The sequence below is a fragment of the Streptomyces sp. MMG1121 genome (assembly GCF_001280015.1).
In the GTDB taxonomy this organism is placed as follows: domain Bacteria; phylum Actinomycetota; class Actinomycetes; order Streptomycetales; family Streptomycetaceae; genus Streptomyces.
On record NZ_LGDV01000251.1, the window covers coordinates 355,149 to 368,531 of the forward strand.

The following is a 13,383-nucleotide window of genomic DNA, read 5'->3' on the forward strand; positions in this document are numbered from 1 at the left end:
CCCGACGGGCCGGGCCGCCGATGCGCGATCCTGTGACCATGTCCCGCGATCACCTTCAGCCGGCGCCCCTCCGCAGCCCCGAGGCCTCCTACCTCGAGCTGCTGGCCCGCGATGCCTCCGTGGAGGCGTACGAGCAGCCGGTGCTGCTCGCCCGTGCCGAGGGGCGGACGGCCGAGCGGATCGCCGCGCTGGAACAGGCCAGACTGCTCGCCCTGCGCGTCCGGGCCGAGCTGGAAGGCCGTCGGCGCCGGGAGGCGGAGCTGTCCGCGCTCTTCGAGACCGCCCACGACCTCGCGGGCCTGCGCGATCTCGACGCCGTCCTGCAGGCGATCGTGCAGCGCGCCCGCTCCCTGCTCGGCACGGACGTCGCCTACCTCACCCTGAACGACCCGACGCACGACGACACCTATATGCGGGTGACGGAGGGCTCGGTCTCCGCCCGCTTCCAGCAGCTGCGGCTCGGCCTGGGGGAGGGGCTCGGCGGACTGGTCGCGCAGACCACACGGCCGTACGTCACCGACGACTACTTCCAGGACGCCCGCTTCCAGCACACCCTCACCATCGACGCCGGCGTGCGCGACGAGGGCCTGGTCGCCATCCTCGGCGTCCCTCTGATGCTCGGCCCGCACGTCATCGGGGTCCTCTTCGCCGCCGACCGCCGGGCACGTGTCTTCGAACGCGCGCAGATCGCCCTGCTCGGCTCCTTCGCCGCGCTCGCCGCCGCCGCGATCGACACCGCCAACCTGCTCGGCGAGACCCGCGCGGCACTGGCCGGGCTGGAGCGCGCCAACGAGATCATCCGGGACCGCAGCGCCGTCATCGAGCGCGCCTCCGACGTCCACGACCGGCTCGCCGAACTCGTGCTGCGCGGCGGCGGGGTGCACGACGTGGCCGCCGCCGTCTCCGAAGTCCTCGACGGCACCGTGGAGTTCACCGACACCGGTGCCGCACCGCCCGAGGCGCTGAAGGCCTCCCGCGCGGAAGGACACGCCGTACGGCACGGCCGGGACTGGATCGCCCCGGTGGCCGCCGGCGGCGAACTCCTCGGCGCGCTGGTCCTGCGCGGACACCCCGGACTCGACCCCGTGGACCAGCGCACACTGGAGCGGGCGGCGATGGTCACCTCGCTGCTCCTGCTCGCCCGCCGCTCCGCCGCAGAGGCCGAACAGCGCGTGCGGGGCGAGCTGTTGGACGACCTGCTGGACGCCCGTGACCGGGACCCGCGCCTGCTGCGCGAGCGTGCCGCCCGGCTGCACGCCGACCTGGCCGCGACCCATGTCGTCCTCGCCGCCCGTCTCGACGGCCCGGCGGCCGACGCCGACGAGGAGGCCGCGGCCCGCCGCCGGCTGGGGGCGGCCGCCTCCCACCTCGCCGCCACCCGGCAGGGCCTCGCCGCCGCGCGCGACGGCGGCACCGTCCTGCTGTTGCCGCTCGGCACCGGCGGCAGCGCCACGGAGGTGGCCCGCCGCACGGCACACGACCTCGGCGCGGCCGTCCGCCAACCCGTCACGGTCGGCGCCTCCGCCCCCGTCACCGACCTCGCCGTCCACCCCGAGGCCGTGGCCGCCGCCTACACCGAGGGCCGCCGCTGCCTGGACGCGCTGCACCTGCTGGGCCGGGCCGGGGACGGCGCGGCGGCCGAGGACTTCGGCTTCCTCGGCCTGCTCCTCGCCGGGGACCGGGACGTCGCCGGCTTCGTGGACCGCACCGTGGGTCCGGTCGTGACGTACGACGAGCGGCGCGGTACGGACCTGCTGCACACCCTGGACGCGTACTTCGCCTGCGGGATGAGCCCGGCCCGCACCAAGGACGCCCTCCACGTCCACGTCAACACGGTCGCCCAGCGGCTGGAGCGCGTGGGCCGGCTGCTCGGCACGGACTGGCAGACCCCGGCCCGCGCCCTGGAGATCCAACTGGCTCTGCGGCTGCGCCAGCTGGCAGCCCCGGGCAGACGCTGACGCTGACCCCGCGCGGACCCCGGCCCCCGTACGGGCGTGCCGTACGGGGGCTGTGGCAGCCGGGCGGCGCCGGTCAGACCGTCCGCGCCTCGGCGCCCGGGCGCGCACCGGTGGACTCGCCGCCCTCGTCCTCGACGCGGGCGAGATCCCGGTGCCGTGTCTCCCGCGCCACGCCCACCGCCACGAGCGTCAGTACGGCGGAGGCGATCACGTACAGGGCGATCGGGGTGGAGCTGCCGTAGTCGGAGAGCAGTGCGGTGGCGATGAGCGGGGCGGGAGCACCGGCCGCGACGGAGGCGAACTGCGCACCGATGGACGCGCCCGAGTACCGCATCCGGGTGGCGAACATCTCGGCGAAGAAGGCGGCCTGGGGTGCGTACATGGCCCCGTGCAGCACGAGACCCACGGTCACGGCCAGCACCAGGTACCCGAAGGACCCGGTGTCCACGAGCGCGAAGAACGGAAACATCCACAGGCCAACACCGGCCGCGCCGAACAGGTACACGGGCCGCCGCCCGACCCGGTCGGACAGGGCGCCCCAGGCCGGGATGACGGCGAAGTGCACGGCGGAGCCGATGAGTACGGCATTGAGCGCGGACTGCTTCGAGACACCGGCCGAGTCGGTGGCGTAGACGAGGATGAAGGCGGTGATGACGTAGTAGCCGATGTTCTCCGCCATCCGCGCACCCATCGCCACGAGCACGTCACGCCAGTGGTACCGAAGCACGGAGACGAGCGGAAGCTTCTCCGGCTCCTCCGTCCGCCGGGACTCGGCCCGCGCCAACGCCTCCTTGAACACCGGCGATTCGTCGACGGACAGCCGGATCCACAGCCCGATGACGACGAGCACCCCCGAGAGCAGGAACGGAATCCGCCAGCCCCAGGACCCGAAGGCGTCGTCGGAGAGCACGGCGGTGAGCAGCGAGAGCACACCGGTCGCGAGCAACTGCCCGGCCGGCGCACCGGTCTGCGGCCACGAGGCCCAGAAACCGCGCCGCCGCGCGTCCCCGTGCTCCGACACCAGGAGCACGGCACCGCCCCACTCGCCGCCGAGCGCGAATCCCTGGACCAGGCGCAGGGTGGTGAGCAGCACGGGGGCGGCGCTGCCGACGGTCGCGTGCGTGGGCAGCAGCCCGATGGCGAACGTCGCCCCGCCCATCATGACCAGGCTCAGCACGAGCAGCTTCTTCCGCCCGATCCGGTCGCCGTAGTGCCCGAACACGAGCGCCCCGAACGGCCGGGCGGCGAACCCCACGGCGTACGTCAGGAACGACAGCAGCGTCCCGACGAGCGGGTCGGAGTCCGGAAAGAACAGCTTGTTGAACACCAGCGCGGCGGCAGAGCCGTAGAGGAAGAAGTCGTACCACTCGACGGTCGTGCCGATGAGGCTGGCGGCGACGATACGCGGGAGGTTGGCGGGGGTCGGGGGAGCGGATGGTGCTGGGGATGCCATGTGATGCCATGTGCGCCACTTCCTCGTGTGCGGTGGGGACGGGTACGTGTCGGCACACGGTAGGAAGATGCAGGTCAGGGGCACATGTGGTGGGGCACCATAGTTCTGGGGGCGGCTATGCGTGCGGCCACCATGCCGGGCCGGGGGAGGGCGGTTCACGGGCTCGGGAGTGGTCGAGACCAGCGCTGTCCGGGAAGCGTAGTTGGGGATGATTTGACGGTGCGGTGCTGACTCCCGTGCTGGTTCGGTGCTGACTGAAAGCCCATGTCATCACCCGTCTTCACCCCTCCCGTGCTGACTTGGTGCTGACTACGCTGCGTTGAACCAGGATCTTTCGGACCGTTGCACCGACTCCACTGGGCGCGGGAGAGGTTGTGCCGGCCCTGGGGAACGGCCGGCGTAGCATTCCCGATCGTGCGGGTGCCGGACCGGGCTTCGTCAGCAGTCCGAGGGCGGGCTCGACGACCACGCTGGCGAGCGGCGGGCGGCCGTCCATCTCGGTCGTGGTCCCGCTGACCGCTCAGTCCGGATGTCCGACACGGAGCCGATCGAGCGCCGGCGCGTTCGCGCACTTTTCGAGAATCTGCCCGTGGTGGAGGGGATTGGGATGTACGGCTTCTCCGACGCGCTGGGCAGTGGCGTCCCGATCACCGACGTGGCCGAGCGGATGGGGGCACAAGTCCACCGAGGAGACGTACCGCACCTACTGGCACCTGATGCCGGGGAACGTCATCAAGGAGACGCGCGTCCTGGACGCCGGACCCTGGGACGCGGCCTGAAGGCGAAGCCTGTCGGGTCTGCCCTCCAGGTCGGGCTGTGCGGCACCACATGGCACAGGTTGTAGAGACCGTCTTTGGGCGTCCACGTCAGTCCAGGGCGGGTGCGTAGTAGCAGGTCAGGGCATCGCCGTCCGGGGAGTCGGCGTAGTCGGTGACAGACGTGTGACAGCGCCGGTGATACGGCGAGGTCCCGCCGGGGAGCACCCTGGCGGGGCCTCTGCCCGGAGCCATGAGACGAAGCCCCACCGGAGCGCTCCGGTGGGGCTTCGTCTTGAGTTCGACTGTGCTTGCACGCATGACGCGTCCGGCTCCTCATGCAGTTCGTGTTCCTGCGATGCTCTCGTGGACGCTGGATTTGCGATCGCAGCCACCAAGACGGGATCCGTAAGACGACGCGACCCCGCGGGGAAACCGGGCGGGCTCTGTCGTGTGGTGGGTTGATGCGGTGTCCCCTGCTCGGGCGGGCCCAGCGGTACGCCGGCTGTCCGTGGATGTGTGCCGTAGTGGCCACCCTTGATGCTGAACCTCTGGCACACTGCCGGACTTGGTCGTACGTGCCGGACGCTCTGCGGTCACAAGGCACAATAGTTCGCACGCGGTGGGCTGGGGGAGCGGCTCTGGGAGGGGCGTCGTGAAGTTCAGAAAGCGAACGCTGGAAATGCTCGGCGACCTCATTTGCGGGAACCTCGGTGCAGCTGATCCTCAAGCTGATGCCGAGCCTGCTTACTTCCCGTATCGCTCGAGCATGTACATCACCCAGTTCTTCGCGGAACTCGACATGGATTGGGAGCACGGCGGTTCGACGCGCCACCGCTGGGTCGCGGGGGTGCTGGAACAATTGTTGGCGGAGCCGCACGAGGGGGCCTGCGCAGCCGCCGGATTCTTTCTGCAGGGTGATTGACCACCTGATGAATCCGGCGGATGCCCTCAATGAGGGTCTCGACCGGCCCAATGCCCTGCGTTTGCTGAACAATGCGCTCGCCCGCGAGGGGTTCGAAGCCTTCTACGGGGAGGACAAGCACTGCTACCTGCGGCACATCGGAACGAAACACTGTCTCGGTGTTGGCCAAGAACCCGCATCGTCCTCTGAGCGTCGCCGAGATGCAGCGACGTACAGCACTTGCCGCGTTCTTGGACACGTGCAGTGAGGATGCACTCAATGAGAAAGTGCTGCTGCCGCTGTTCCGGCAACTGGGCTTTCACCGGATCACTGCAGCCGGGCACCGGGACAAGGCGCTGGAGTACGGCAAGGACATCTGGATGCGTTACACCCTGCCGACCCAGCACTTCCTGTACTTCGGCATCCAGGTGAAGCGCGGCAAACTGGACGCTACCGGAAAGTCCAGGGCGGGCAATGCCAACATCGCTGAAATCCACAATCAGGCTCTGATGATGCTGGCGCACGAGATCTTCGACCCCGAGACCAACCGGCGCGTCCTCGTCGACCATGCGTTCATCGTGGCCGGCGGGGAGATCACCAAAGCTGCACGCAACTGGTTGGGCAACGCGTCGGACGCGGCGAAGCGGAGCCAGATCATGTTCATGGATCGCGAAGACATCCTGAACCAGTTCGTGGTGACCAACCTGCCGCTTCCCGCAGGGATACTGCCAGGTCAGATGCCATCCGGCTCTTAACGCTTCCGTCGACGTCCGCCCTTACTGACAGGTGCTCGGCCAGTGGCCGGCGCGCCCGCTGCGGCCGTGTCCGTCTGCGGACCGGGCCGGTCTGCCGAGACGACCAGGGCGGCGAGGAGCGTGGTGACCGGCACCGAGGCCACCAGGCCGATCGAGCCCACCAGTGTGCGCACGATCTCTTCGGCGACCAGCTCGCTGTTGGCGACCGTGGTCACGCCGCTCTGGGCGATGGAGAAGAGGAGCAGCAGTGGCAGAGCGGCGCCGGCGTAGGCGAGGACGAGGGTGTTGACGATGGAGGCGATGTGGTCGCGGCCGATGCGGATGCCTGCCCGGTACAGTCCGCGCCAGCCCATCGTGGGGTTGGCGTCGTGCAGTTCCCAGACGGCCGACGTCTGGGTCACGGTGACGTCGTCGAGCACGCCGAGGGAGCCGATGATGACGCCGGCGAGCAGGAGTCCGCTCATGTCGAGCTTCGGGTACAGGCCGTGGATCAGCCCGGTTTGGTCGTCGGTGTTGCCGGTGAGGGCGGCCCAGCCGATGAACGCCGAGCCCAGGATGCCGATCAGCGCCAGTGAGAGCAGGGTGCCGAGTACTGCCACCGAGGTGGGGGCCGACAGGCCGTGGCACATGTACAGGGCGATCAGCATGATGGCGCTCGACCCGACCACCGCGACCAGCAGCGGGTTCGAGCCCCGCAGGACCGCCGGCAGGATGAAGAAGTTCAGCACCAGGAAGCTGATGGCCAGTGCGACCAGTGCCATGACGCCGCGCAGTCGGCCGACCACCACGTCGTCTCCCTCGCGGTTGTCCGTGCCCCCTCCGAGGCCGGTCCTGCGCGGCGGCTCTGAGGAAGAGTACGGGAACGGTTGCGCCGTGGTCTCAGTCCGACCGCCGCCAGAAGACCGAGCGTTCTGCTCACTACATCTGGATCACGAACTTCTTCATCGGCCACATCTTCCGCACGGCCCCCCAGGGGGCGTGCCGCGAAACTCCCGTCGCCGTTGGAAGAGCACGGCTCCTCTGCGGGTGTGCGGCGGGGCGCGAAGGGGCGTTGTCGGGCCGTAGATCCGTTCGCGCGCTTGCGGTTGCCGTGCAGCCCGGAAGGGAGTTCAGGCTGATCAGCAGAATGAGCCCCCTCACGGAAGATGCTATCGAGACCCACCAGGGCTAACTCTGGGCACAACGCCAGGCCAGCACACGCCGGCCCCCATGAGGGGACCAACCGCATTCTATGGAGAAGCAAAGAATTCGGCCCGGTACTGCCCGGTAGGCCCCGTTCCGGTCTACGTTCCCCTGGCGTCCTGTCATGTCACGCTCACCCGGCGTGCAGGGCGCGTGCGAGTGTCATGCTCCTGACTGCGCGGTTCCACCGCCGCTACGCGCAATCACGGGCCTGCCCATCCAGTGCGATACCCCACGTCTACCGGAGGCAGTACCCCATGCGTGAGTCACGCCCGAGCGGGCGGAGACGGAGTCTGCGAAGACTCGTCGCCGTCGCCTTCCCCGCCCTCACTCTGACCGTCGCCGGATTCACCGCCGCACCGACGGCCGGCGCCCAGCCTGCCGCGCCCCGCCCCCAGACCTCCAAGGTCACGCAGAACAACAAGGCGCTGACCGCTCCCGAGCGGCAGACCTATCACTCCACCGGCAAGGCCGGCCAGAAGGTGCCGACCCAGCACCTGTGCGCCACCGCCGAGCCGGGTCATGCGTCCTGCTTCGCCCAGCGCCGCACCGACATCATCAAGCAGCGCCTCACCTCGGCGCTCGCCGCCGCGGCCCCCTCCGGCCTCTCCCCGGCCAATCTCCACAGCGCTTACAACCTGCCCACCTCGGCCGGTTCGGGCATGACCGTCGGCATCGTCGACGCCTACAACGACCCCAACGCCGAGTCGGACCTGGCCACTTACCGCTCGACCTACGGCCTGTCGTCCTGCACCAAGGCCAACGGCTGCTTCAAGCAGGTCAGCCAGACCGGTTCCACCACCTCGCTGCCGACCAACGACAGCGGGTGGGCCGGTGAAGAGATGCTCGACATCGACATGGTCAGCGCGGTCTGCCCGAACTGCAGCATCATCCTGGTCGAGGCCAACTCCGCGAGCATGGCCGACCTCGGCGCCGCCGAGAACGAGGCCGTCTCGCTCGGCGCCAAGTTCGTCTCCAACAGCTGGGGCGGCTCCGAGGACTCCTCCCAGACCAGCAACGACACCTCCTACTTCAAGCACCCGGGCGTCGCCATCACCGTCTCCTCCGGTGACTCCGCCTACGGCGCCGAGTACCCGGCCACGTCGCAGTACGTGACGGCCGTCGGCGGCACCGCGCTCAGCACCGCCTCCAACTCCCGGGGCTGGAGCGAGTCGGTGTGGCACACCAACTCCACCGAGGGCACCGGCTCCGGCTGCTCGGCCTACGACCCGAAGCCGAGCTGGCAGACCGACTCCGGCTGCTCCAAGCGCATGGAGGCCGACGTCTCCGCGGTTGCCGACCCGGCCACCGGTGTGGCGGTCTACGACACCTACGGCGGCTCCGGCTGGGCGGTCTACGGCGGCACCAGCGCCAGCTCGCCGATCATCGCCTCGGTGTACGCCCTCTCGGGCACCCCGGGCGCGAGCGACTACCCGGCGAAGTACCCGTACTCCCACACAAGCAACCTGTACGACGTGACCAGCGGCAACAACGGCAGCTGCTCCCCGTCGTACTTCTGCACCGCGGGCACCGGCTACGACGGCCCGACCGGGTGGGGCACCCCGAACGGCACCACCGCCTTCACCGCCGGCAGTTCCAGCGGCAACACGGTGACCGTCACCAACCCGGGCAGCCAGTCGACCACCACGGGAAGCTCGGTGAGCCTGCAGATCAAGGCCAGCGACAGCGCGGGCGCGGCCCTGACCTACAGCGCGAGCGGCCTGCCGACGGGTCTGTCCATCAACAGTTCCACCGGGCTGATCTCGGGTACGGCGTCCACCGCGGGCACCTACCAGGTGACGGCCACGGCGAAGGATTCCACCGGCGCTTCCGGCTCGACGTCCTTCACCTGGACCGTCGGCTCCTCCGGCGGCACCTGCTCCGGCTCCCAGCTGCTGGCCAACCCGGGCTTCGAGTCGGGCAGCACCGGCTGGAGCGCGACCAGCGGGGTCATCACCAACGACACCGGTGAGGCGGCGCACGGTGGCTCGTACTACGCCTGGCTCGACGGCTACGGCTCCTCGCACACCGACACGCTGTCCCAGTCGGTGACGATCCCGGCCGGCTGCAAGGCCACGCTCACCTTCTACCTGCACATCGATACCGCCGAGACCACCACCAGCACCCAGTACGACAAGCTGACGGTGACCGCCGGTTCGACCACCCTGGCGACGTACTCGAACCTCAACCACAACTCCGGGTACGCGCAGAAGACCTTCGACGTGTCCTCGCTGGCGGGCCAGACGGTCACCCTGAAGTTCAACGGCGTGGAGGACTCCTCGCTGCAGACCAGCTTCGTCGTCGACGACACCGCCCTGACGACCAGCTGATCCGCATCCTGTGACAAGGGTCCCGCACGTGGAAGCCGTCCACGTGCGGGGTGGGCCGTACCCACCGGCTCGTCGCAGAACGCCACGAACCGGTGCCGCCGCCCGCCCGCCGTTCAGAGTGGCGGCAGGCGCGTTCGGAACCGGGCACAGACTCGGGTTGCGTCGCCGGCGCGCCCATGGTGAGCCCCTGGCGTGCCGGGTCGCCAACTGCTGTTGGTCACGCCAGGGAGCTCGCCCGCGTGAGCCATCTCGCGTACGCGGATGCGGGACAGGCCGAAGGCGCGCAGATAGCCGCGGGGGCGGCCGTCCACGGAGTCGCGATTGCGCAGGCGGGTGGCGCTGGCGTCGCGAGGATGCCGGCGTAGTTCCCGCTGGGCGGCGGCGCGATCCTCGTCGGAGCTTCCGGGGAACGCGCTGATCGCCTTCAATGCGGCGCGGCGCGCGGCGTATCGGGCCACGATGAGGCGCCGCTGCTCGTTCTTCGCGATCTTGCTCTTCTTCGCCATCAGACCTTCCCTCCACGGGCGCGGATGCGGGCCACCGCGGCCTCGATGCCGATCGTGTCGACCGTCTTGATGCCCTTGGCCGAGAGTGTGAGCCGGACGTGGCGGCCTTCGCTCGGCAGCCAGTAGCGCTTGCTCTGGACGTTGGGGTCGAAACGGCGCTTGCTGCGCCGGTGCGAGTGGGAGATGTGATGGCCGAAGCCGGGCTGTCGGCCGGTGAGTTGGCAGTGGGCGGACATGGCTGTTCCTCCTTGGGGTGGATGCAGCAGCACACTAGCGTCAGATGAAAATGAAAACCAATCTCGTGTATGGTGCTGTTCATGGCCCGTAACGAACTGCGCCCGGTCATCAAGCTGAGGTCCACCGCCGGTACCGGCTACACCTACGTGACCCGCAAGAACCGCCGTAACAACCCCGACCGTCTGACGCTGCGCAAGTACGACCCGGTCGTCGGCCGCCACGTCGACTTCCGTGAGGAGCGATGAGAGCCGTGAAGCCCGGTATCCACCCCGAGTACCGCCCGGTCGTCTTCCGTGACCGGGCCGCCGACTACGCCTTCCTCACCCGGTCCACGGCCACGAGCGACAAGACCGTCGAGTGGGAGGACGGCAACACCTATCCGGTCATCGACGTCGAGATCTCCTCGGCGAGCCATCCCTTCTACACCGGCACCCAGCGGGTCCTGGACACCGCGGGGCGGGTCGAGCGCTTCGAACGGCGGTACGGACGCGGACGGAGCGAGCCGTGAACCGGGACGAGGCGCGGCTGCCGGTGGCGATCGTCGGCGGGTTGCACGCGGACGCCCGCCGGGCTGCCGTCGAGGAGATCCTGCGTACGGTCCCCGGATCGGTCGCGCTGCACCACGACCTGACGTCCGCCGTCGACAGTGCCGTGCACCGCACGGTGCGCGACGCCGGCGGCCTGCTGGGCAGTGGCGACGCACCCCTGGTGAACGACTGCGCGTGCTGCGCGCTGCGCGAGGATCTCGTCCCCGAACTGCTGCGGCTCGCAGCGGAGGGAACCTACCGGCTGGCCGTCGTGGAACTGTGGGACTCCGTCGAGCCCCAGGCCATGGCCGGAGTCATCGCCGCCGCGGGCGCGCCGCTGGCCCTGACCGGGGTCGCCAGCGCAGTCGACCCGGCCCTCGTCCTGCCGTATCTGTCCAACGGCGACGACTTGGCCGACGTCGGCCTCGCCGCCGCGCCGACCGACCAGCGCACCGTGGCCGACACCTTCGCACGTCAGCTGGAGTACCCCACGGTGATCGCCCTGGTCGAGGACGGCTCTCGTGGGGAGGCCGGCGAGTGTGCCGACGACGGCGATCGCGCCTTGCTTGCACAGCTCACACCCGGCGCACGACCGGTACGAGCGGAGAGCGCCGGCGTCCTGGGGGCCGCCCTGCAGGCGGGGTTCGACGTGGCAGCGGCCGCCGCCCGCCTGCATCCCGCGTGCGCGCTGCTGCCGCAGGAGTGCGACGAGCACGGCGTGAGCACTCTCGTCTGGCGGCGCGAACGGCCCTTCCACCCGCAACGCCTCTACGCCGCGCTTGAGGACCTCACCTGCGCCGCCGCCCGCAGCCGTGGGCGCTTCTGGCTGGCCGACCGTCCCGACACGCTGCTGTCGTGGGACGCTGCGGTCGGCGCGCTGTGCGTGGAGTCGGCCGGACCCTGGCTGGCTGCCCTGCCCGAGGCCGCCTGGGAGATGGTTCCGGCCGAACGACGCGTCGCGGCCTCTCTGGACTGGCACCCCGAGCACGGTGACCGCTGCCAGCACCTCACCTTCACCTCGCCCGGCCTGGACCGCGACGGCCTGTCGGCCCTGCTCGACTCGTGCCTGCTCACCGACGACGAGTACGCGGCGGGCAGGGACGGATGGAGGCAACTGCCTCACGCCTTCGACGACTTGCTCGACTCGGTGGCCTGACCCCCTGCCCGCCCAACGGCCCGCATGCCCGACCACATCCCATCGAGACCCTAGAGAGAGGACCACCCCGACCGTGCCCCGAAACAAGACCACCCGGCGGCAGACGGCCAAGCGTCAGTGCGTCACCCGCTGGACGCCGCCGGCGTCACGTACGTCGACTACAAGGACACCGATCTGCTGCGGAAGTTCATCTCCGACCGCGGAGAGATCCGCAGTCGTCGGGTGACCCACGTGACGCGTCAGCAGCAGCGGCAGATAGCGCAGGCCATCAAGAACGCACGCGAGATGGCGCTCCTGCCCTACAGTTCCCGATAGTCGGCGCACGTCAGCGCCTCTTGCGTACGGGTCCGACGGCGCCGCAACCTGCCTGGCCGTCGTGGCACCCAGCACCGGCGGCCAGGCTCCGGACGACCCCAGTGCCCCTTTGGATGCCAGGTCACGGTAACCGTCGCCGGTGCGTCCCCGCTGCGGACTTCCTCCTTGCACGAAGGTGGGGCATGGGGCTGCCGAGTACCTTGGTGACGTCGCGACGTCCGGCGGCCGTAGGTGCTTCATAGGAAAATCTCAGTTAAGTCGGAGCGCACGTCTCACTTTGGTGAGACACAGTGATCACTGATGGAGCGCATCTCACGCATCTTGGTCACCTCGCGTCCCGCGCTGCTCGGCGCCGTGGTGATGCTCACCCTGACCTCGTCCGTGGCCGCCGCCAAGGTCAGGCCCAGGCCCTCAGGAGCGTTGTCCGCCCGGAGGGCGGGCCCCGCGGAGCAGGCGGGGCCTCCAACACAGGCCCTAGGAGCCACCGGCGACGTCGTGGCCAATCGGCAGACGGCGCGGGTCGGCGCGCTGTTCGGCGCGGACCGGGCCGACGACCTGTCCGGCGGGCACCTGTGCACGGCCTCGGTCGTGCACAGCCCCCAGGGCGACCTCATCGTCACCGCGGCGCACTGCGTGAGCGCCACCGGTACCGACCTGGTGTTCGTGCCGGGCTACCGGGACGGGCACGCGCCGTACGGGGTGTGGAAGCTGGGGCACCGCTATCTGCCCGACGGATGGACCAAGGACCAGGAGGAGGACAGCGACCTGGCCTTTGCCACCGTCGGCGACCAGGGCGGCAAGACGATCGAGGACGTCGTCGGAGCCAACCAGTTCACGACCGGCACGGCCACCGGCGCCACCGCCGTGACCGTCATCGGTTACCCCGACTCCCGTGAGACGCCCATCACTTGCACCAACAAGCCGACTTCACAGAGCAGCACCCAGCAGCGCATCGACTGCCCTGCCTTCACTCTCGGCACCAGCGGCAGCCCCTGGATCAACCCTGAGGGCGAGGTCGTCGGCGTCCTCGGCGGCTACGACGAGGGCGGCGACACCGACGACGTGTCCTACAGCGTGACACTGGGCAGCCAGGCGGCTGACCTGTACAAGGCCGCGATCAGCGATCCGTGATCCGTGCGATGTCCCGTACCTCCCGCCCGTCGCCTTCCCGTTGTCCGAACTCGCGCATGCGGATGCGGGCACCCGCAGAGGTCAGGTGCCGATGGTCGATGCACGGCCGGCTTGTGACGTCACGGACGCACCCGCACTGGCGAGGGGACCCGTGTGTCGGCCGGCCTTTCCTCG

At 69.8% G+C, this 13,383-nt stretch carries 13 protein-coding genes and 2 pseudogenes; 10 read left to right on the plus strand and 5 right to left on the minus strand.

Annotated features, from left to right (window positions below; all coding sequences use genetic code 11):
* Positions 1-38 precede the first annotated feature (38 nt).
* Positions 39-1,958 (plus strand): helix-turn-helix domain-containing protein, encoded by a 1,920-nt coding sequence (locus ADK64_RS40110; RefSeq protein WP_053667204.1) that lies wholly within the window; start codon positions 39-41, stop codon positions 1,956-1,958.
* Between the two features lie 73 nt (positions 1,959-2,031).
* Here the strand turns inward: ADK64_RS40110 and ADK64_RS40115 are convergent, their stop codons facing one another.
* Complete coding sequence (locus tag ADK64_RS40115; protein WP_053667032.1) at positions 2,032-3,411, minus strand: MFS transporter; 1,380 nt, start codon at positions 3,409-3,411, stop codon at positions 2,032-2,034.
* Positions 3,412-4,046: 635 nt separating this feature from the next.
* On the opposite strand from ADK64_RS40115, the gene ADK64_RS46860 reads away from it, so the two are divergent.
* Positions 4,047-4,190, plus strand: a complete 144-nt coding sequence (locus ADK64_RS46860) for a hypothetical protein (RefSeq protein ID WP_199829844.1) — start codon at positions 4,047-4,049, stop codon at positions 4,188-4,190.
* Between the two features lie 87 nt (positions 4,191-4,277).
* Here the strand turns inward: ADK64_RS46860 and ADK64_RS46445 are convergent, their stop codons facing one another.
* Positions 4,278-4,421: a hypothetical protein gene (locus ADK64_RS46445; protein WP_159046462.1), complete on the minus strand. Its 144-nt coding sequence runs from the start codon at positions 4,419-4,421 to the stop codon at positions 4,278-4,280.
* A gap of 400 nt (positions 4,422-4,821) precedes the next feature.
* On the opposite strand from ADK64_RS46445, the gene ADK64_RS48235 reads away from it, so the two are divergent.
* Together ADK64_RS48235 and ADK64_RS48240 are read left to right on the plus strand one after the other, a co-directional pair.
* Positions 4,822-5,091 carry a hypothetical protein gene (locus ADK64_RS48235; protein WP_234384910.1) on the plus strand — a complete coding sequence of 90 codons (270 nt, stop codon included), beginning with the start codon at positions 4,822-4,824 and terminating at the stop codon, positions 5,089-5,091.
* Between the two features lie 158 nt (positions 5,092-5,249).
* Positions 5,250-5,825, plus strand: a complete 576-nt coding sequence (locus tag ADK64_RS48240; protein WP_234384911.1) for a hypothetical protein — start codon at positions 5,250-5,252, stop codon at positions 5,823-5,825.
* Here the strand turns inward: ADK64_RS48240 and ADK64_RS40125 are convergent.
* A pseudogene (locus tag ADK64_RS40125) lies at positions 5,822-6,613 on the minus strand (YibE/F family protein); the annotation flags it as partial. The gene ADK64_RS48240 and the pseudogene ADK64_RS40125 overlap by 4 nt on opposite strands.
* A gap of 651 nt (positions 6,614-7,264) precedes the next feature.
* On the opposite strand from ADK64_RS40125, the gene ADK64_RS40130 reads away from it, so the two are divergent.
* Positions 7,265-9,337 (plus strand): putative Ig domain-containing protein, encoded by a 2,073-nt coding sequence (locus tag ADK64_RS40130; protein WP_053667033.1) that lies wholly within the window; start codon positions 7,265-7,267, stop codon positions 9,335-9,337.
* A 203-nt stretch (positions 9,338-9,540) separates the two neighbouring features.
* Here the strand turns inward: ADK64_RS40130 and rpsN are convergent.
* Together rpsN and rpmB are read right to left on the minus strand one after the other, a co-directional pair.
* A pseudogene (gene rpsN / locus ADK64_RS40135) lies at positions 9,541-9,843 on the minus strand (30S ribosomal protein S14); the annotation flags it as partial.
* Complete coding sequence (gene rpmB, locus ADK64_RS40140) at positions 9,843-10,079, minus strand: 50S ribosomal protein L28 (RefSeq protein ID WP_053667034.1); 237 nt, start codon at positions 10,077-10,079, stop codon at positions 9,843-9,845. The gene rpmB and the pseudogene rpsN, both read right to left, overlap by 1 nt.
* An 81-nt stretch (positions 10,080-10,160) precedes the next feature.
* On the opposite strand from rpmB, the gene rpmG reads away from it, so the two are divergent.
* The 5 genes from rpmG (at position 10,161) to ADK64_RS40165 (ending at position 13,209) form a co-directional block, all read left to right on the plus strand.
* The gene (rpmG, locus tag ADK64_RS40145) at positions 10,161-10,325 is read left to right on the plus strand and encodes a 50S ribosomal protein L33 (RefSeq protein WP_053667206.1); all 165 of its coding nucleotides are present in this window, start codon (positions 10,161-10,163) and stop codon (positions 10,323-10,325) included.
* A 5-nt stretch (positions 10,326-10,330) separates the two neighbouring features.
* Positions 10,331-10,588 carry a type B 50S ribosomal protein L31 gene (locus tag ADK64_RS40150; RefSeq protein ID WP_053667035.1) on the plus strand — a complete coding sequence of 86 codons (258 nt, stop codon included), beginning with the start codon at positions 10,331-10,333 and terminating at the stop codon, positions 10,586-10,588.
* Positions 10,585-11,763 (plus strand): GTP-binding protein, encoded by a 1,179-nt coding sequence (locus ADK64_RS40155; RefSeq protein WP_053667037.1) that lies wholly within the window; start codon positions 10,585-10,587, stop codon positions 11,761-11,763. Before ADK64_RS40150 ends, ADK64_RS40155 begins: the two co-directional genes overlap by 4 nt.
* Before the next feature lie 117 nt (positions 11,764-11,880).
* Positions 11,881-12,078, plus strand: a complete 198-nt coding sequence (rpsR, locus tag ADK64_RS40160; protein ID WP_053667039.1) for a 30S ribosomal protein S18 — start codon at positions 11,881-11,883, stop codon at positions 12,076-12,078.
* A gap of 300 nt (positions 12,079-12,378) precedes the next feature.
* A complete protein-coding gene (locus tag ADK64_RS40165; protein WP_053667040.1) occupies positions 12,379-13,209 on the plus strand; it encodes a trypsin-like serine peptidase in 831 nt (276 codons plus the stop codon).
* Positions 13,210-13,383: the final 174 nt, after the last annotated feature.